This is a genomic window from Ignavibacteria bacterium, assembly GCA_015709655.1.
In the GTDB taxonomy this organism is placed as follows: Bacteria; Bacteroidota; Ignavibacteria; order Kapaibacteriales; family Kapaibacteriaceae; genus OLB6.
Genome location: CP054181.1, coordinates 2,408,978 through 2,426,660 on the forward strand (window position 1 = coordinate 2,408,978; position 17,683 = coordinate 2,426,660).

At 50.7% G+C, this 17,683-nt stretch carries 16 protein-coding genes and 2 tRNA genes; 8 read left to right on the forward strand and 10 right to left on the reverse strand.

Annotated elements, in window-relative coordinates; all coding sequences use genetic code 11:
* Positions 1-12 precede the first annotated feature (12 nt).
* From HRU79_09685 to HRU79_09700, 4 genes are all read right to left on the reverse strand, one after another.
* Positions 13-1,158 carry an acyl-CoA dehydrogenase gene (locus tag HRU79_09685; protein ID QOJ26901.1) on the reverse strand — a complete coding sequence of 382 codons (1,146 nt, stop codon included), beginning with the start codon at positions 1,156-1,158 and terminating at the stop codon, positions 13-15.
* 78 nt (positions 1,159-1,236) lie between these two features.
* Complete coding sequence (locus HRU79_09690; protein QOJ26902.1) at positions 1,237-2,355, reverse strand: anhydro-N-acetylmuramic acid kinase; 1,119 nt, start codon at positions 2,353-2,355, stop codon at positions 1,237-1,239.
* Positions 2,356-2,358: 3 nt separating this feature from the next.
* Positions 2,359-2,889 carry an NADH-quinone oxidoreductase subunit NuoB gene (gene nuoB, locus HRU79_09695; protein ID QOJ26903.1) on the reverse strand — a complete coding sequence of 177 codons (531 nt, stop codon included), beginning with the start codon at positions 2,887-2,889 and terminating at the stop codon, positions 2,359-2,361.
* Positions 2,880-3,236 (reverse strand): NADH-quinone oxidoreductase subunit A, encoded by a 357-nt coding sequence (locus HRU79_09700; protein ID QOJ27313.1) that lies wholly within the window; start codon positions 3,234-3,236, stop codon positions 2,880-2,882. Before HRU79_09700 ends, nuoB begins: the two co-directional genes overlap by 10 nt.
* Before the next feature lie 59 nt (positions 3,237-3,295).
* Here HRU79_09700 and HRU79_09705 point away from each other — a divergent pair, with 59 nt between their 5' ends.
* Genes HRU79_09705 through HRU79_09720 form a run of 4 tightly spaced genes read left to right on the forward strand, consistent with a single transcriptional unit; the run spans position 3,296 to position 6,973 of the window.
* Positions 3,296-3,931, forward strand: coding sequence for an MBL fold metallo-hydrolase (locus tag HRU79_09705; protein ID QOJ26904.1), 636 nt, complete (start codon positions 3,296-3,298; stop codon positions 3,929-3,931).
* Positions 3,928-4,464 (forward strand): hypothetical protein, encoded by a 537-nt coding sequence (locus HRU79_09710; protein ID QOJ26905.1) that lies wholly within the window; start codon positions 3,928-3,930, stop codon positions 4,462-4,464. The genes HRU79_09705 and HRU79_09710 overlap by 4 nt, the downstream gene beginning before the upstream one ends.
* Before the next feature lie 58 nt (positions 4,465-4,522).
* Positions 4,523-5,980: a glycosyltransferase gene (locus HRU79_09715; GenBank protein QOJ26906.1), complete on the forward strand. Its 1,458-nt coding sequence runs from the start codon at positions 4,523-4,525 to the stop codon at positions 5,978-5,980.
* A 3-nt stretch (positions 5,981-5,983) separates the two neighbouring features.
* A complete protein-coding gene (locus HRU79_09720; protein ID QOJ26907.1) occupies positions 5,984-6,973 on the forward strand; it encodes a fumarylacetoacetate hydrolase family protein in 990 nt (329 codons plus the stop codon).
* Between the two features lies 1 nt (position 6,974).
* Here HRU79_09720 and HRU79_09725 read toward each other — a convergent pair whose 3' ends face one another.
* The 4 genes from HRU79_09725 to HRU79_09740 all read right to left on the reverse strand — a co-directional run bounded on the left by HRU79_09725 (position 6,975) and on the right by HRU79_09740 (position 13,314).
* On the reverse strand, positions 6,975-8,363 hold the full coding sequence (locus HRU79_09725; GenBank protein QOJ26908.1) for a hypothetical protein: 1,389 nt from the start codon (positions 8,361-8,363) through the stop codon (positions 6,975-6,977).
* A gap of 86 nt (positions 8,364-8,449) precedes the next feature.
* The gene (locus tag HRU79_09730; GenBank protein QOJ26909.1) at positions 8,450-9,832 is read right to left on the reverse strand and encodes a hypothetical protein; all 1,383 of its coding nucleotides are present in this window, start codon (positions 9,830-9,832) and stop codon (positions 8,450-8,452) included.
* A gap of 8 nt (positions 9,833-9,840) precedes the next feature.
* On the reverse strand, positions 9,841-11,190 hold the full coding sequence (locus HRU79_09735; GenBank protein QOJ26910.1) for a hypothetical protein: 1,350 nt from the start codon (positions 11,188-11,190) through the stop codon (positions 9,841-9,843).
* 66 nt (positions 11,191-11,256) lie between these two features.
* Positions 11,257-13,314 carry a T9SS type A sorting domain-containing protein gene (locus tag HRU79_09740; GenBank protein ID QOJ26911.1) on the reverse strand — a complete coding sequence of 686 codons (2,058 nt, stop codon included), beginning with the start codon at positions 13,312-13,314 and terminating at the stop codon, positions 11,257-11,259.
* A 193-nt stretch (positions 13,315-13,507) separates the two neighbouring features.
* On the opposite strand from HRU79_09740, the gene HRU79_09745 reads away from it, so the two are divergent.
* The 4 genes from HRU79_09745 to HRU79_09760 all read left to right on the forward strand — a co-directional run bounded on the left by HRU79_09745 (position 13,508) and on the right by HRU79_09760 (position 15,407).
* On the forward strand, positions 13,508-14,593 hold the full coding sequence (locus tag HRU79_09745; GenBank protein QOJ26912.1) for an Mrp/NBP35 family ATP-binding protein: 1,086 nt from the start codon (positions 13,508-13,510) through the stop codon (positions 14,591-14,593).
* Complete coding sequence (locus HRU79_09750; protein ID QOJ26913.1) at positions 14,556-14,849, forward strand: NifU family protein; 294 nt, start codon at positions 14,556-14,558, stop codon at positions 14,847-14,849. Before HRU79_09745 ends, HRU79_09750 begins: the two co-directional genes overlap by 38 nt.
* A 384-nt stretch (positions 14,850-15,233) precedes the next feature.
* Positions 15,234-15,311, forward strand: a tRNA-Val gene (locus HRU79_09755).
* 8 nt (positions 15,312-15,319) lie between these two features.
* Positions 15,320-15,407 (forward strand) — tRNA-Leu (locus HRU79_09760).
* Positions 15,408-15,440: 33 nt separating this feature from the next.
* On the opposite strand, the gene HRU79_09765 is transcribed toward HRU79_09760, so the two are convergent.
* Entirely contained in the window at positions 15,441-17,147 is a 1,707-nt protein-coding gene (locus tag HRU79_09765) for a hypothetical protein (protein QOJ26914.1), read from the reverse strand.
* 31 nt (positions 17,148-17,178) lie between these two features.
* The gene (locus HRU79_09770) at positions 17,179-17,682 is read right to left on the reverse strand and encodes a hypothetical protein (protein QOJ26915.1); all 504 of its coding nucleotides are present in this window, start codon (positions 17,680-17,682) and stop codon (positions 17,179-17,181) included.
* Position 17,683 lies beyond the last annotated feature (1 nt).

Consider the following 17,683-nt stretch of genomic DNA (forward strand, 5'->3'; position numbering starts at 1 on the left):
GGTGCAGGCATCTTATGCCTTGAGTAATTCCCGTGCAATCACAATATGCTGGATCTCGCTGGTACCTTCGTAGATCTCAGTGATTTTGGCATCGCGCAGATATCGTTCCACCAGATACTCGCGTACATAGCCGTAACCACCGTGAATCTGAATAGCTTCCAGTGCAACATGAACAGCAGTTTGTGACGCCAGAAGTTTTGCTTGTGCAGCTTCCTTGATATAGTTGCCATGCTGATCTTTGAGCCATGCGGCCTTGTACACAAGCATACGGGCTGCCTCTAACCGTGTGGCCATGTCAGCCAGTTTCATCTGAATTGCCTGTAGGTCACTGATGGGCTTACCAAATGCCTTCCGCTGCTTTGAGTATGCCAGTGCAGCCTCGAACGCCCCCTTGGCAATTCCCAGTGCCTGAGCCGCAATACCAATCCGGCCGCCATTGAGTGACTCCATTGCAATACGGAAGCCCTGGCCAACATCACCAAGGATCATTGAGTCAGGTACAAACACGTTTGTTAAACCAATTGACGACGTATCGCTGGAACGAATGCCAAGTTTATCTTCTTTCAGCCCTGGCTCGTATCCTTCGGCAGTGGAAGGAATGATGAAACAGGTAATGCCTTTGTGACGAAGGTCGCGGTCGGTTTGCGCCATTACCAGATGCCAGGAAGCGGTGGTACCGTTGGTAATCCAGTTCTTTGTACCGTTCAGAATCCAGCCGCCGTCACCCCGTGTTGCCGTAGTGTGCTGTTGTGTGGCATCGCTGCCCGCTTCGGGTTCCGACAAGCAGAATGCACCGTGTACCGCACCCCGAGCAAGCGGAGTTAACACGTTTGCCTTCTGGTCGGCAGACCCGTATTCCTCCAGACCCCAGCACACCAGTGAATTGTTCACGCTCATCACAACGCCAACTGATGCGTCGACGGCACTGATTTCTTCCATTGCGATAACGTAGCTTAGGGCATCCAGTCCCGAGCCGCCCCATTCCGGACTTACCATCATACCCATGAAACCAAGCTCACCCATTTTTTTAACAATCTCGGCTGGGAACTCACCGCTTTTATCACGTTCCACAGCAGTAGGGAAAACGTCGTTCTGGGCAAAATCACGAGCCGTATCGCGAATCATTTGATGGGTTTCGGAAAAAGTCAGATCAAACATGGCTTGGTACAGTATGTTAACGAAATTGAATTGTTGGTTTACAAAGGTGAAACTGCAGAAATAAAATCTGCTGCAAACTTACGGTATCCTAAAGCTTTGAGGAGGACTTAATGAACCAAGAACGACGGATGAGCGTGCACCAGTAACGGTTGGAAGATTCCCGGGTAGTCCGTTGATACTCAGCCACGCCAGGTAGGCAAACGCCATGGCCTCCTTAGCATCGGGATCGATCCCGTAGGAGGCACTGGACTCCACTGAGCATTCGGGAAGCAGCCCGCATAGAGTGGACATCAGTGTGGCGTTATGTACGCCACCACCGCTTACGATCACCTCCCTGGTATCGGGCTGAAACCGAATGATATGATCGGCAATGCACCAGGCAGTGACGTTGGTAACGGATCGTACCAGATCTTCTGACGGTATAGAGGGGTGTGCGTACTTCCGTACCAGTGCATCGGCCAGGGCTGTGCCAAATACTTCGCGACCGGTAGATTTTGGCGGGTGTTCTGCAAAAAACGGATGCTGCTGAAGTTCACGGACAACTCTGTCCAGAACAACGCCGGCTGCCGCAATTGCCCCGTTAGTATCGAAATGCTTACCAAAACACCGTTCACAAACAGCATCAATTAAAATGTTGCCGGGTCCGCAGTCAAACGCTGTGACCATCTCGCGGGTGGCATCTGCCGGCAGTAGTGTAATATTGGCCATACCGCCAATGTTAACTGCAACCCGGCTGACCGGTCCGGCAAGCAACGCAAAATCAAAAACCGGTACAAGCGGAGCTCCCTGGCCGCCTGCTGCTACGTCGGCAGAACGAAAGTCCGACACAACGGGAAGATCAAGCAGGGCAGCAAGAGCCGGGGCCGACACAGCCTGCCACGTACTGTGCGGCGGGTGATGCCACAGGGTCTGCCCGTGCACACCCACAGCCTGAGCCGGACGCCCCGCGTGGGCCAAAGCCCCTTTCACCACCTCTGCGTAGGCCTGGGCAAGAGCAAACGGCAGATCGGACAGCTCTTCCATTGACGCTTCCTGCTTCAGTGCTTTGTGAATCAGCTCGCTGAGGTCTGGGGGGTAGGGGGCTTGTACATAGTGAATCAGGGAGACCGTGTGACGATCTCCCTGAGCAGTAATGTCGCAAATGGCTACATCGATGGCATCCACCGATGTGCCGGTCATGATGCCGGCAATAATCACATGTTAAACCCTGATAATGTCGCTTCGTTTAACAGCTCCGGTGTCCTTGCCGAAGTTTGCAAGGACCGGCTTTGAGTTGGCAACCTTTTCCTGGATGTAGAGAAGAGCCTTCATGAGGTTTTCAGGGCGGGGCGGACACCCAGCGACGTATGCATCGACCGGGAGGAACTGATCAATCCCCTGAACAACGGGGTACGACCTGAACATGCCACCAGCGCTGGCGCACACGCCCATAGCGATACACCACTTGGGGTCGGGCATTTGATCCCATATTTTTTTAACAACCCAGCTCATCTTGTAGGTTACCGTTCCGGCAACTATCATCAGGTCTGCCTGACGAGGCGAAAAGCTGAATCGCTCCGAGCCAAATCGCGAAGAGTCGGACCGGGGTCCGCCAAACGCCATCATCTCGATGGCGCAGCAGCTGATGCCCATCGGCATTGGCCAGAGTGAGTTCCGTTGTGCCCATGTGACAACTGCCTCAAGTTTTGTAGTGATAAAGCCGTCACGGGCAATGTTTTCTCCTAATCCCATTCCAGAGTTCCTTTCTTCCAAACGTAGATATAGCCGCTAAACAGTAAAACCATAAACAGGATCATTGCAATAAAGCCGTTCATTCCCAACTCCCTGAACTGAACCGCCCAGGGATACATGAAAATAATTTCAATGTCGAAAAGGATGAACATCATTGCCACAAGGTAGAACTTTATGGTAAAGCGTTCGCGTGCAGTTTTAATTGGCTCCATGCCCGACTCATAGGTTGTTAGCTTGGAGCGCGTGGTGCGCCGTGGCCCAAGCCACTGGGCAAGAAAAATATTGCTGAGACCAAAAATCAGTCCAACAGCAATCATTACAATCAAGGGCAGGTAGTTCTCTAACATATTTGTTTTCCGGTTCAGGGCAAAGTTACCAAAAAGCACCATTAGCACTATCTTCGCACATGGTAGAAACGCAATGTTTTGAATGCGGTCCGGTAGCCACCAATACGTATGTGGTGTGCAATACTACGCTTGGGGAAGCTTTTTGTGTTGATGTTCCGCTGGAAAGCATGGACGAAATCCTGAAGGCAGTAACACACCATAACTGTACCCTTACCGCAATTCTGCTTACCCATACCCATTGGGACCATACGGGCGACTGTGCAGACCTTAAGCGCAGAACAGGTGCCCGGGTGTACGTGCATCCTGCGGATTCGTATCGGATTGAAGCCCCTAATGCCCATACCGTGTGGCCACTCCCGTTCGATCTGCAGCCGGTTCGTCCGGATGTCCTGGTCGATGATGGTAGTACGATAACCGTTGCTGGCATCCAGCTGGGCGTGTTGTTTACGCCCGGCCATACCGAAGGCGGCGTGTGCTATACCGACGCAGCGCGCAGACGTGTTTTTGTTGGCGATACGCTGTTTAACTCAAGTATCGGACGCACTGATCTGCCCGGCGGAAATACCGAGCAGTTGCTGCAATCAATCCGTAGTAAGTTGCTGTCGCTGCCACCTGACTATATCATTCTTCCCGGACACGGACCCTCTTCTACCATCGACATCGAAACACAGACCAATCCATTCCTCGCAGAGTGAAAGTTTATTCATACAACCTTCATGATACTGCATTGTTAAGAACCATAGTTTCGCATATTGTTTGTGTGACAACGGCAGTCCTGCTGACAGCCTGTTACTCATTCCGGGGGGGTGCAATACCTGATCATCTGCATTCTGTATCGATTAGTCCGGTAACAGACCGCAGTGGTTATGGAGATGCAACACTTCGTGAATACTGTAATGAGATGTTGGTATCACGTTTTCGGACAGACAATACGTTGCAGTTGGTGGACGAAAATGGCGATATACGGCTTACACCGGTTTTAATCCGGGTTCAGGATCAAATGCTGAACGTTCAGCAGGCCGACCTGGAAAACCAGCGTAAACTGATAGTATCCGTCGAAGTTGAATATACTGATGCTGTAAAGCATCGTACCGTGTGGACACGCACGTTCGAAAACTTCGATGTGTATGATGTGGCAAACGCCACTGAAGACAGAACCCGTGCCGCACGAGTAGCCATTGACCGCATTGTGGATGACATACTGCTTGCAGTTGTGTCTGACTGGTAGCAGTTATTTGCAGCGAACAAAATTCCTAAACTCTTTTGTCAGTTATTCTTCAGGTTCAATGGAGACTTTTTTACTTGTTGCGTATATCTTGGCCCTTACTGTTTTGTTTGCATTTGGGCTGCACGGATTGGTGATGATTTATTTCTGGCATAAGACTCAAAAACTGGCAAAAAAAGCCGCCGATGTCTTCCCCAGTGATGCCCTCCCCGTTGTAACCGTGCAGTTACCATTCTACAACGAGCTGTATGTTGTTGAACGTCTGGTGCGGTCGGTCTGCGAAATGGAATATCCCAAGGAAAAGCTCGAGATTCAGCTTCTTGACGACAGTACCGACGAAACGGTTGAACTGTCGAAGTCACTTGCCAAAGAATACCGGGCTTTGGGCTTTGATATCAAACATATTCACAGGACAGACAGATCGGGCTATAAGGCAGGAGCCCTGAAGGAAGGTCTGGCTGTTGCCCGAGGTGAGTTCATTGCAATTTTCGATGCTGACTTCGTTCCCAGAAAAGAGTTTTTAATGAAAACGATTCCACATTTTGCCGATACAAAGGTTGGAATGGTTCAAACCCGATGGGAACACCTCAACGAAGACTACTCGTTTTTAACCCGCGCACAGGCTCTGGCTCTGGATGGTCACTTTGTTGTAGAACAGCAGATCCGGCATCGTGCAGGTTTCTTTATTAACTTCAACGGTACAGCAGGCGTTTGGCGTAAGCGTACAATCGAAGATGCAGGAAACTGGGACAGCGACACGCTGGCGGAAGACCTTGATTTGTCATACAGAGCTCAACTGCGCGGATGGCGATTTATCTTCCTGAACGACGTTACGTCACCGGCAGAGCTCCCGGCGGACATCAACTCCTTGAAAACACAGCAGTTCAGGTGGACGAAGGGTGCTGTGGAAACGGCCAAGAAGCTGTTGCCGCAGGTTTGGCGCAGCAGCCTCCCATTGTCAACAAAATTAGAAAGCACGGTACACCTTACCAGCAACATTGTTTTTCCGTTTATCATCATTGTTGCATTCCTGAACGTTCCGCTGGTGATCATCAAGAACCAGACGCAGGGTTTTGATGTGTACTTTAGTCTGATGAGCGTTTTTGTTTTGGCAAGTATCAGCACGTTCTTGTTCTACATGTACGCACAGCGCGGTATTCACGCTGACTGGCAGCGTAGGCTGCTGCTCTTCCCTGTATTTATGGCAGGTTCCATGGGGTTGGCTGTGAACAACACCAAGGCTGTTCTTGAGGCACTGGTTGGAAAGAAATCCGAGTTTAAACGTACGCCAAAATATAAGATCGAAAAAGCCGGTGATGACTGGCGTAAAAAGCGCTATTCACAAAAACGGATTGGCTGGATGGTTCTGGTTGAACTTGCCCTGGCCGCCTACTTTGTTTTTGGTATTGCAACATCGATATCGTATTCCGAAATTGCGGCTATACCGTTCCAGCTTATGTTTTTGGTCGGCTTCGGAACGGTTGGAGCACTCTCACTTCATCACGCGATTACCAGATAGATTATGAAGTTTGTATCGTATAAAGAGGGCAAGGCAACCCGCCTTGCCTTGTTAGTTCATGATATTGTGATAGACCTTGAGCATGCCTACCATGCAGCTAAAGATTCGGTCCGGTTCACGCTCAACAGTGCAGAGTCCGACATGGTTCGGTTTCTGCGGATGGGCGAGGCTGCCATGGCGGATGCCCGGCTTATTGAACAGTGGTTTACCAGTAACCGAGATACGGTTCAGATAGGCAAGAAACTTTCCGAGGTGACCCTGGTTTCGCCGATACCCCGGCCGTCGTCAATGCGCGATGGCTACGCATTTAAGCAGCACGTAGAGGCAGCACGCCGGAACCGCGGTGTAGAGATGATACCCGAATTCTACGAGATCCCGATTTTTTACTTTACCAACCATCAGGCTGTATTTGGTCCGGGAGCAATACCGGTACGTGAACTCCACCTGGGGAAGCTTGACTTTGAGCTGGAGTGCGCCATTGTCATTGGTAAGGAGGGCAGGGATATTTCGGCACAAGATGCTGATGACTACGTTGCCGGCTACATGGTGATGAATGACTGGAGCGCGCGTGAACTGCAGATGCAGGAAATGAAACTGAATCTGGGTCCGGCAAAGGGGAAAGACTTTGCAACCTCACTTGGACCGTGGATGGTTACTCGTGATGAGCTTGCTTCAAGGCGAATTGAGACGCCAAACGGCGAAACGTACGACCTGGAAATGACGGCCTTTGTAAACGGGACCAAGGTTTCTGAAGGAAACGTAAAGGATATGACGTGGACGTTTGCTCAGATTATCGAGCGTGCCAGCTACGGTGTAACGCTATATCCGGGTGACGTTATTGGTAGCGGCACATGCGGGACAGGGTGCTTTCTTGAGCTTAATGGTAGCAAGGTGTACGACCCTGCATGGTGGCTTGCAAACGGTGATGTTGTGGAATGTTCAATCAGCATGCTGGGCACGCTTACCAACACTGTTGAGCTAACCCGTCCCTGACTTATTGCTCCAGCATGAACGGTACCGTTCGGTATGAACGGTCGGAACCCCAAACAAGCATGTACATGCCGGCTGCACAGTTGGGCAGTGATAGCGTTTGAGCCTGGCCAACATCGATTGTGCCTGCCGCAACCTTGGTGCCCGACATTGAATATACAGACCACGTTGCATCGGAAGCCTGAGGGTACAAATCAGAAATCCGAATGCGTTTGCCTGGAAGTGAAGAAAGAGATAATCCTGCCTTAGCAGAGCGATGTTCCTGGGCGATACCAGAAACGTCATCCATAACGTAGATACCTTGCTCCGTCCCCATGTACAGCTTGTTATCGGCAGGTGCAACATGCAGCGTCCACACATTACATATCGGACTTGAAGGGTCAGAAATCACCCATTCAATATTTTTATATTGTTCCCAGGTTGCACCACCGTCAAGTGACCTGTATACCAGGCTGTCACCGATCACTTCACCGGGTTGCGAGGTGCGTTGTCTAAAGCCCCCTGCCACGACCTCTTCCTTCCCATTCGGCAGAGTCCGAACGCTTACAGCCCAGAAACTGGTGTCGGGGAATGCTACTCTGTCCCAGTTTAATCCACCGTCGGTGGTTTTCAAGATTCCGCCATCATTCTTGGTACCGTGGTCAATGATGGTAATTGCTGCATACCCAACCATCGGGTTGGTGGGTGAAAACCGGATCATCGAGACTTCTGTCCCGTCATACATCGTTTTTTCACCGTTTAAAACGGGAACAGATTCCCAGGTGATGCCGGCATCGGACGAGCGGTAGATTCTGCACTTGGTTCCGCCGATGAACAGCAGGTCTGGAATTGTTGGGTGTGCAGCCATGCACAGCAGTCTGGTTGTTTCGTCCTTTGGAATGACAGCTATTGAGTCCCATGTGTTTCCTATATCTGTAGAGCGCCACACGGAGTGGTACGTAGCACCGCGTGCCGCATAGAATGTTCCATTTAAACCTTCAACAATGGCTTCGGCAATAAACATCATTGGCCGGAAATTGGAGTCGATAAGCACGACTTCGAACTTCCCGTTACTCACACCGCGCTTAAGGCCTGTGAATTGGAAGCCGCCGACGATAACAACGCTGGTGTCCTGACGAGTAACACAAACACTCGACAACCAGTTCGTTGCCGATGTTTCACCGGTTTCAACAATGTACCAGGTGGTTCCGCCATCGTCCGATCGGTACAGCTGGTTTGCCCAGTTGCCAACCAAAATCTTATTGCCATCCAACGGGTTTGTGCGCACTGTGTACGCAGCAGCCGGATTCAGCAAACGCCATTGTCCAAGAGGCTGCGCAATCCCACTGTTTGTTCCAATGGCAGTCAGCACGATAGCACAATAGATTACAATAAGCTTGTTTGTAGTATTCATGGTAGCTCCTGACGACTTGTTGGATGTTATACAGCACAAAGCTACGGAGTGTAAGGGGCTAACACAACATGATGCTCTGAGGGTGCTTAGCGGGTAAACATGAACGGAACTGTTCTGTATGATCGCCCAGAGCCCCAGACCAGGATATAGGTGCCGGTAGCACAATGACCAAGGCTGATTTGTTGGTGCTGTGAACAATGCACTTTGCCACCTGCAATACGTGTACCATCGGTGGTGTATATTGACCAGGCTTGTGGTTCCTGTGATGGGAACATATCCGATACAAACAGTGCACCTGAATGCTGAGATATTGATAAGCCGCCTTTCGCGGTGGCTGAACAAGAAACCGAGAGGGGAACATCATCCATTACATACACACCCTGCTCGGTTGCCATGTAAAGCTTGTTGTCTGCAGGTGCTACGTGGAGCGACCAAACGTTTTTAATCGGGCTGTCAGGATCGGAGATAACCCAATGTATATTTTGATATCGTTCCCAGGTCTGACCACCGTCAACCGACCTGAACACCAGGCTGTCACCAACACATTCTTTTGACGGGATGGTACGTTGCCTGAAGCCCCCTGCAACCACTTCTTCCTTGCCACCCGGCAGCGTGCGAACGCTTACGGCCCAGAAGCTGGTATCTGGAAAAGCCACTCTGTCCCAGTTTAATCCGGCGTTCGATGTTTTTAGTATGCCGGCATCGTTTGTGGTACCGCGGTCAATGATAGTTACAGCTGCGTATCCAACCTCAGGATTTATAGTTGAAAATGCAATTTGAGAAACCTCGGTACCCGGGAACATGGTGTGTTTGCCATTCAGTACCGGAACAGAAGCCCACGTAAGGCCGCCATCGGATGACCGGTAAATGCGGGCATTGGCGGCACCAACGAACAGTAAGCCGGGGATAGTGGGATGAGCTCTGATCGTTAAGAGTTTCGAGGTTTCGTTGGTTGGAATGACGGCAATTGAGTCCCAGGTTGCACCGTTATCGGTTGACTTCCAGATGGAGTTGTAGGTAGAACCACGAGCAGCAAACAGATTGCCATCTGCATCTTCGGTGATGGCTTCAGAAACAAAAATCATTCGGCGGAATGATGGATCGGAGAGGACGGTTGCGAATTCGCCGTTACTTATCCCGCGTTTTATGCCGGTAAACGCAAAGCCACCAACCAGGGCAATGCTGGTATCACGTGATGGGATGTGTACGCTGGTTAAAAAGTTGGTAGCCGAAGTTGAGCCGGTTTCAACTACGTACCAGGTTGTTCCACCATCGTCCGACCGATATAACCTGTTTGCCGAGTTACCAACAAGAATCTTCTTGCCGTCGAGCGGATTGGTACGCACCGTAAAAGACTGAATCGGATTAAGCAGTTTCCATGTACCAAGTGGCTGAGCAACAATGCCCGAAGCAGATGGTACCATACTGAAAGCGGTCAGCAGGAATAGTAAACGGGTTGACGAATTCATAGAACGTACTAACGGAGGACAGCATTAAAATTGATGCCGGAGCATTCCAGAGTAATGAAGAGGGGGCGTCCGACAGTTCGCGGAACTTCGGTGTATTGTCCGCCGGCAACTGTACCGGCAGCAACCGTACATCCCAGAAGGTCGGTTACTCTGTACGTCATGGCATTACCCGTGCAGTCAGGTGCATAAAAGCCATCAACACCGGTACGCAGTATTTGCGGCCCCGGGAAAATTCTCGTGTCGGCAACATCCGTGATGTGGGTGGACTCCATAAGGCCACCCTGGGTAGCCATGATAAGGACCGGGAACCCATTGCGATGTGTTACGGCAAAGCCCCAAACGTTGTACACAGTATCGCCAATTTCGCTTTCCATCCAGGGAATTTCACTGAGATCCGTATAGACAGTGTCCAGACCAGCTAATGATCGTACCACAATCGAGTCACCCTTGATTTTGCCTGCTGCATCGGCAGGATATTCAATTTGATTACCACCAACGTAGAGCTCTTCGCCCTTCGGTGTTGAATGAATCAGTAGGGCATAGACCGACGTATCGGTGAGAGCATGGAGATTCCAGGAAATGCCGCGATCTGTGCTCTTATAGAGTCCGCAATTTTGTGCGTTATAGAACAGTGATTTCTGGGTCGTGGCGTAGAGAACTGCGGGATTGGAAGGACTCCACACAAAATTGCCCACATCGGTATCACGGGTCTTATTTAACGAATCGTGTACCGTCCATGTTACACCAAAATCAGTAGAGCGATGGATTCTGCATCTTCTGCCGGAAACGATGACAATGTTTGAGCTATCCGGACACACGGTAATCGCGCGAAGATTGTCGGATGACTCGATATCTGGAATTGTGCTACGTAACTCCCAGGTTGCGCCTGCGTTGGTTGACCAGTACACTTCACCCTGCTGGTACCGGATACAGTACGCAGTATCAGGGTGTTGCGGATCAAAAGCAAGTGCACTCGAACCGCCCAATTCAAACCGGTATCCATCCGGTGTTGTTAACACCGGTTCCCAGGAGTAACCAGCGTCAGTGCTTCGTTGCAGACCGGCTAATCCAATTCCTCCGGCAAACACCACGGTTGTATCCCTAGGATGAACTGCCAATAACACAATACGGGATTCGCCACCAACGGAACCAATAGTGAGCTCTTCCCAGGTGACACCCGCGTCAGTGCTTTTAAAAAACATTCTGGCCATGTTACCGGCATAGAGTGTTCCGGGGTTTAGAGGGTTGGTAACAACCGAGTAGATTGCTCGATTAGCAATTGACGGTGTCCATTGCTGAGCATGCAACGAACTGCACGCCAACATGACCATCGTGATGGGGATGAGAAAGCGTTTCATACCCCGAAAATAACAAAGGGAGCGCCTTAAGCGCTCCCCTTAGCTGAATTTCTATAAAAAGTAAATTTAGCGGACAACTGAAAGCATTTGTGTGCTACGCTTGCTGCCAACGGTGATGGCAACGGCATACGCACCAGCCGGAAGCGAATCAGTTGACACTGATATACCGTGTATGCCTGCATCAAGTGATCCGGTATAAGCGGTGTGAACAAGTTCTCCATTCACATTGTAAACTTCAACGCGGACCGGTGCAGGCTGATCCATCGTAAACGTAACCTCCGCGGCTGTTGTGGCCGGGTTTGGTGCGATGGTGTTTATATGGAATGCCGGGGCTGTCTGTTCGTTCACCGATGACGGGTTAAGAGCATTAAAGAAGGCTGTCTGAACCACGTTGGGTGTGCGATAGTCAACGGTGGCGTTCAGGATAACTTCCGGGAGATTGCTCAATGGTGCACGCCATGTACTTTGTGCCGGAATCGTGTTTTTCTTGAAGCCAAGCAGGTTCACAATCGGGACAGACTCAAGGCTCTTGATAACCGGCGGAAGTAACGTACCGTGATCGTAAACGCGGTCATTTGTAATGTTCACCTTTGAGCTCCATGCCGATGAATTAACCGGACGATGACAGAAGTAAATATCGGTATAGAAGAGCCCGGTGATTTCATTTTCAGTAAACGTGCTACCGCCAGCGTTGAACAGTGCAATCTGTGAAAATCCATCTTCCAGAAGATCGGGGTTTTCGTCGATCCACTTAAGCAGAATATTTTGACCATCAGCAGTTAGAGCAGCCTGAATTTCATGTCCGCGAGGATTTACCTGATATGACGGTATCCAGTTAGGCGTTTGTGCTCCGCCCGAGGCCGAATCCTGGCGGAAGAATTCTAGCGGAATACCATTGAGGTCAGCGACCTTGGTTAAAGACCATGCACCGTTGTCATATCCCACTTCAACAATGTGGAGATTGGTAAGACTGTCGCGATTGACGCCGTAATCAGCCAGGCGCAGGAAGTATGAAAAACGATTTCTTCCGGTGACGAGGAGTTCGTACGAATCGTATTGTCTGAAGATGACAACTGATCCCCATCCTTGCGTTTGCTGATAGTCACTAAACAGAGCCTCCGGCATAACCGTGAATTCAGTCCACGTTGAACCCTGATCTTCGGAGGTGCTTACCATTGGAACACGAACTTCCGGATTGCTTGTCAGGATGTTATTTACGACCATATACAACTTCCCATCGGCATCGGCATCCAGACTCGTTTCACTGTTCATGCGCGAGTTTAGGTTTGTTGGTGACGGTACACGGAATTGCGAAATTCTCCAGGCATCAGGCATGGTGCTGGCTGTAAAGTCATTAACCTCGAAATCGTAGCCCCATGTACCATAGGCACCCCATTGGCTGCTTCCGTTTTGGTCCTTCTTGTCCAAAAGATCCGCATAGTACACGCCGGGATTAGGCGACGAAACACTGACAATTGACCCCGTAGTGGCCCAACCCAGGTCTGCCGGTGCATTTTCAGGCTGCACCATTTCGTAATCAAACGCGCCTGAAGCCGGGAAGAATAGCCCGAAGCCGCCGATAAGCGGCCATTCTGCACCGCGTTTTTCGAACGATGAGCAAAAAACAATGTACTCCAGCTTCGATGGGTCGGTTTGCGCATTGTTAGCGTTTACCAGGCCAACCCGTGGGAACGTTAGGAACCGGTCTGGTTTATTATACAACTCCATCGTTGCCCAGTTTGCACCATCGTCGGTTGTGATGTAGGCATCAATTCTACCGCCGGTGAGCTGGCCACTGGGATTAAAAACGCGACGGGGACGGAAGAGGAATGTAGCGTTGGTTGCATGATCATACAGGAAAACCGTATTGTCGCCAGCTTCCCAGGAAGGGTAAAAGTCAGTGCCATACATTGCGGTGTAGGTAAGAGCCTGTACTTCCGATCCAGACTTGGCTGAAATCACCGGAACCTCGGCAGGAGGGATGGTGATGTTGGTTTCCATGGTACGAAACAGGGGACGCTGATTGTCGGCCTCCGGATTCGTAAATAACTTAAAGGTCTGCTGAGCCTGCAGTACTGTTGCTGCCAACAGAAGGCCACCCAGCACGTGTAGCGATAACTTCATCGCGAACTCCGTTAGTTCAAAATGTGAATAAGTAATTGTGTCTAAGTCAAAAACAAGAGCGCAAATTTAAGCATGGAACCCCATGGGTACCGTCTGCTGTAATTTTGCACTCATACAATATATCTGTTCAGCTCCGGATTCGTTCCGGGTGTACGACATTATAATCTTGTTACATGTTACAATTGCTGGTACTATGACATCTACCGATATCCAAAATTTGATTGGAGAAATCCAGGATCCCGATATTTTGCAATCACTTGATTCACTCAAGGCAATCCACTCCGTAGAGGTTGATGGTAATACCGTCAGGGTGTACCTGCAGTTGGTACAGCCTATTCACGGAGTTGCACGGCGTGTTGATCATCACATTACAAACACTATTCACGCAAGCTACCCGGATGCCGAGGTTTCGGTCTTAGTTCGTGAAACCGGCATTCCGCAAACGCCACGCAGCGCTGCACTGGCCGGAGTTAAAAACCTTGTTGCAATAGCATCAGGCAAGGGTGGGGTAGGTAAAAGCACGACCGCTGCAAACCTTGCAGTAGCACTGGCACAAAAGGGTCTGAACGTTGGTTTGCTGGATGCAGACGTGTATGGTCCGTCGCAGCCCACGATGTTTGGGTTAACAACTGCCGGCATGCGTGCCGAGAAGACGGAGGACGGGAAGATTCTGGGCTATCCAAACGAGCAGTATGCTGTGAAAATTGCATCAATCGGGTTTGTAATGGAACGCGACCAGGCTGCTATTCTCAGGGGGCCTATGCTCGCCGGGTATTTTACAACGCTGGTTGACCAGATCCAGTGGGGCGAGCTTGATGTGCTGTTGTTTGATTTGCCACCTGGTACGGGTGACATCCAGCTTACCCTTACTCAACGCATACCGTTAACGGGGGCCCTAATTGTTACAACGCCACAGGAGATTTCGCTCGCCGATGTCCGCAGGTCAATCCAGATGTTCCGCAAGGTAAAGGTGGACGTGTTGGGCGTGATCGAAAACATGAGTTATTTTGTTCCTGATGATGCACCAGACAAGAAATACTACATTTTCGGGCAAGGCGGCGGAGCTAGTGTCTCTGATGAGTTTGGAGTGCAGCTGATTGGAGAAATTCCACTCACGATCAGAATCCGCGAGGGTAGCGATGCTGGCATTCCGTCGGTGCTCGAACCACTTAACGATGCAGCGGCAAAAGCGTATCAAGTGCTGGCCGACCGCGTGCTGAGTGCCATCAGGGTGCAGAACCATGAGAAGCTGCAACCAACGGTTAATATTCAGATTTAATGCTGACCAAGAGTATCCGGTGACCGAGGTTGAACAACATATCCTGGAAGCGTTGGAAAGCGTCAGACCCTATCTGGTGCTGGATCGCGGAGATATCGAGTTTGTGTCGTTTAATCCCGAAACTGGCGTTGCCGAGGTGCGTTTTAAGGGCTCGTGCGTTGGATGTGCCATGCTGCCAATGACGCTACGCGCCGGTGTAGAACGCACGGTGCGCGCGGCTGTGCCGGAAGTCCGCCGGGTTGAAGCAGTACCGTAATTGTTTGTGTCGGAACAGTACGCGTTTGTGTGCGACCAGTACGAATGATGTTTGTGATAACGAATAGATGCAAGAAGCTGAGAAGGGGCTTACGGCATGGCGATGGCAGGAATGCAGGCTGACCCTGCAGGAGTTATTGGTAAACTGCCACAGTCTGTGCATGGTCCTCTGCACTGAATATAAAAAAATATATTGAAATCTGTTGTGTATGACGCACGGCTATGGTATGGATGGCGGAGAAGACAGAGTAGGTAAGCCATGCAGCCTTTACATGGAATAGCGGAAGCGGTGCCAACCTCCGTCATTGGTCTCGACGCTGTTATAGCACAGGTATAGCGTGGTAACAGAATTCTGTGTATATTTGAAGCTTCGTTTTACGGACAGGGGCGGTTAGCTCAGTTGGTTCAGAGCGCTTGCCTTACAAGCAAGATGTCGGGGGTTCAAATCCCTCACCGCCCACCACCACCACCGCAAGCGTGGCGGAACTGGCAGACGCACCGGACTCAAAATCCGGCGGGCTCAACCCCCGTGCGGGTTCGACTCCCGCCGCTTGCACCAACGGCTCGAGCTCTGCTGCGGGCCGTTTCTACTTTACGGTAGGATCAGCAGCTTCATTGCCGCCATCTTTTCGACGTCCTGAATCAGTACCATATATGCTCCGGCACTCTGGTGGTGCAGATCAATTTCGGCCTCGGTATCTGATAGCCAACGGATGGGTGTTGGTACTTCAGCTCCGTTGGCGCAGATAATCCGTACAGAGCTATGCCTGGCATAGCCCCTTTCAGAAAATGTAATTCGGGTACGGGTCGAGGCAGGGTTGGGTGAAATCGAAAAACCGATCGGTGTATTGGCCGCGTGTTCCCGGACATCGGTGAGTTCGCCCAGTTGCAACAGCTTGCCGCCGGCAGGTATTGCCACCAGTAGAGCAGCGTCGTATGGAGTGAACGCCAGACGTTCGATGCCTGAATAAACGAATACAACAGCTGATCCTGATAGCAGACCAAGGTTGGCAGTACCGCTTGTTAAGGGATGTCCTCCGGTACTGAGAAGTGCTACCCTGGTTGATGTTGCTTCGGCCGACAGGTAATCAGAGAATGTCCGGTAATAAATATCTTTTGCATTTAATATGCTTTCGATTTTGAAATCTACTGCAGGAGCGTCAATTACACCGTGCGCAAATACGATATCAACAGTACCCGGACTCTGTGCGACTTCGCGGATCCCGCTGACATGGTCCAGTGAAAGCGAAATACCTGCTGCTCTGTGATCGGGATTGGGTTGTACGCCGGTGGTATCAACGATACCGTTAAGAATGAGAACGTGCCGGCCTTCGGTTATGCTAACATTGAATGTGGCAACGGCCTGTGCAACAGAGGTGCTTGATGCCGGTGCAATCGCAAATGGAACGTCTGACGCAGCATCCAGGTCAAGAAAACCTGTAGCATTTCTGAACGGCAAATCATCGGCAATAAGCTGGCCTGCTGCATAAATATCAACAACACCTAGTGTGGTATCAGGGCTGTTATGAATAATCTGCACTGCTGCTGTTGCCTGTACTGCAGTGAGAGGCAGGACTGCAAGGTCACCGCCGGCAGTCGGGACAAGGAACAGGCCCATTGCAGGACCATTCTGGTTGAACTGCGGAGACAGGAAGCCTGAGATGACTACAAGGGCACAAGTGCCGCCATAGTCAGACAGGTCGGCCGTATATGCAAACTGTGGCTGACTGCCTGCAGGTGAAATTGTCAGCACATGGTTGTTGGCTGTGGTAGGACGAAGGGGGCTTACAGCAGTGTAACCAAGGGCAGGTATAAGCCCCATACCAGAAATCCGAATGTCAAACGATGGTGCATCGGCTGTACCATGTACCACACCGAGGGTGGCTGAGGATTCAGTACCCGGTTCAGGGATGTTGTGAACGGTAGTCAGGGATAATTCAGTACCGGCTCCATCAGGATTTGGCAGAAAGTTGTCGGGCGAACCAACACCATTCAACACGACCACCATGCGTTCATTGTTGGCAACTGCAATATCAAAGCGGACAAGGCACTCGTCAGCAGAAGCAGAAGAAGCAAGTGCAAACCCGATGGTTACCGTGCCGGTACCGTTGAATTCAGTGTATGGTGTAGCACTGCGGAATTTAACATCATTTATCAGTTGTGAATTGTTGATCCACACATCCAGGGTCTGCAGCGATGGGTCGGCACAATTATGAACAACCTGAATACTTGGAGACGCCGAACAAATGGTGGCAAGCAGAATATGCGCCAGCACTCCTGCCATACGAAAAAGCTTCACTTTTCCTCCTGCGTAAAAAAGGGAAATGCCCTTATCGTGAAACAGCAGCAGCAATCAGCGAATCGGCATTGACCTCGTTATAGTCTGCATCAATTATGCGGGCGCTTTCTCCGCCACTCCGCATTACAACTATGGTTGGCAGCGACTGCAGCTGGTACACTGACGTGTAGGGGTTATTATCTGAAGGATTACGCATACCCCAAACTTCGATCAGGCTCATATCAATGTTTGCAGCCATAAGGGTTTTCATAATCTGGGGGAACAGCTTTTGAGTGCCGCGGCATCCGCAAGACGGCCGCACGAAGATGCAGACCCTCTGTCTGTCCGGCTGAAATGCCGAAGCCACCACCTTTACCATATTGGAATCAGGTGTATAGGCTGCAACTTCACCCTGGAACCAAGAGAAACCGGGGTTATTGCCAAGGTCACTGATGCTGATGCGTTCTGCTTCGGTACTTGGCGTGGTGGTGTCGCAACTGTATAAAACAGCAAACACCAGGGAAAGGAGGGCAATGGCAGACAGGATGCGTTTCATA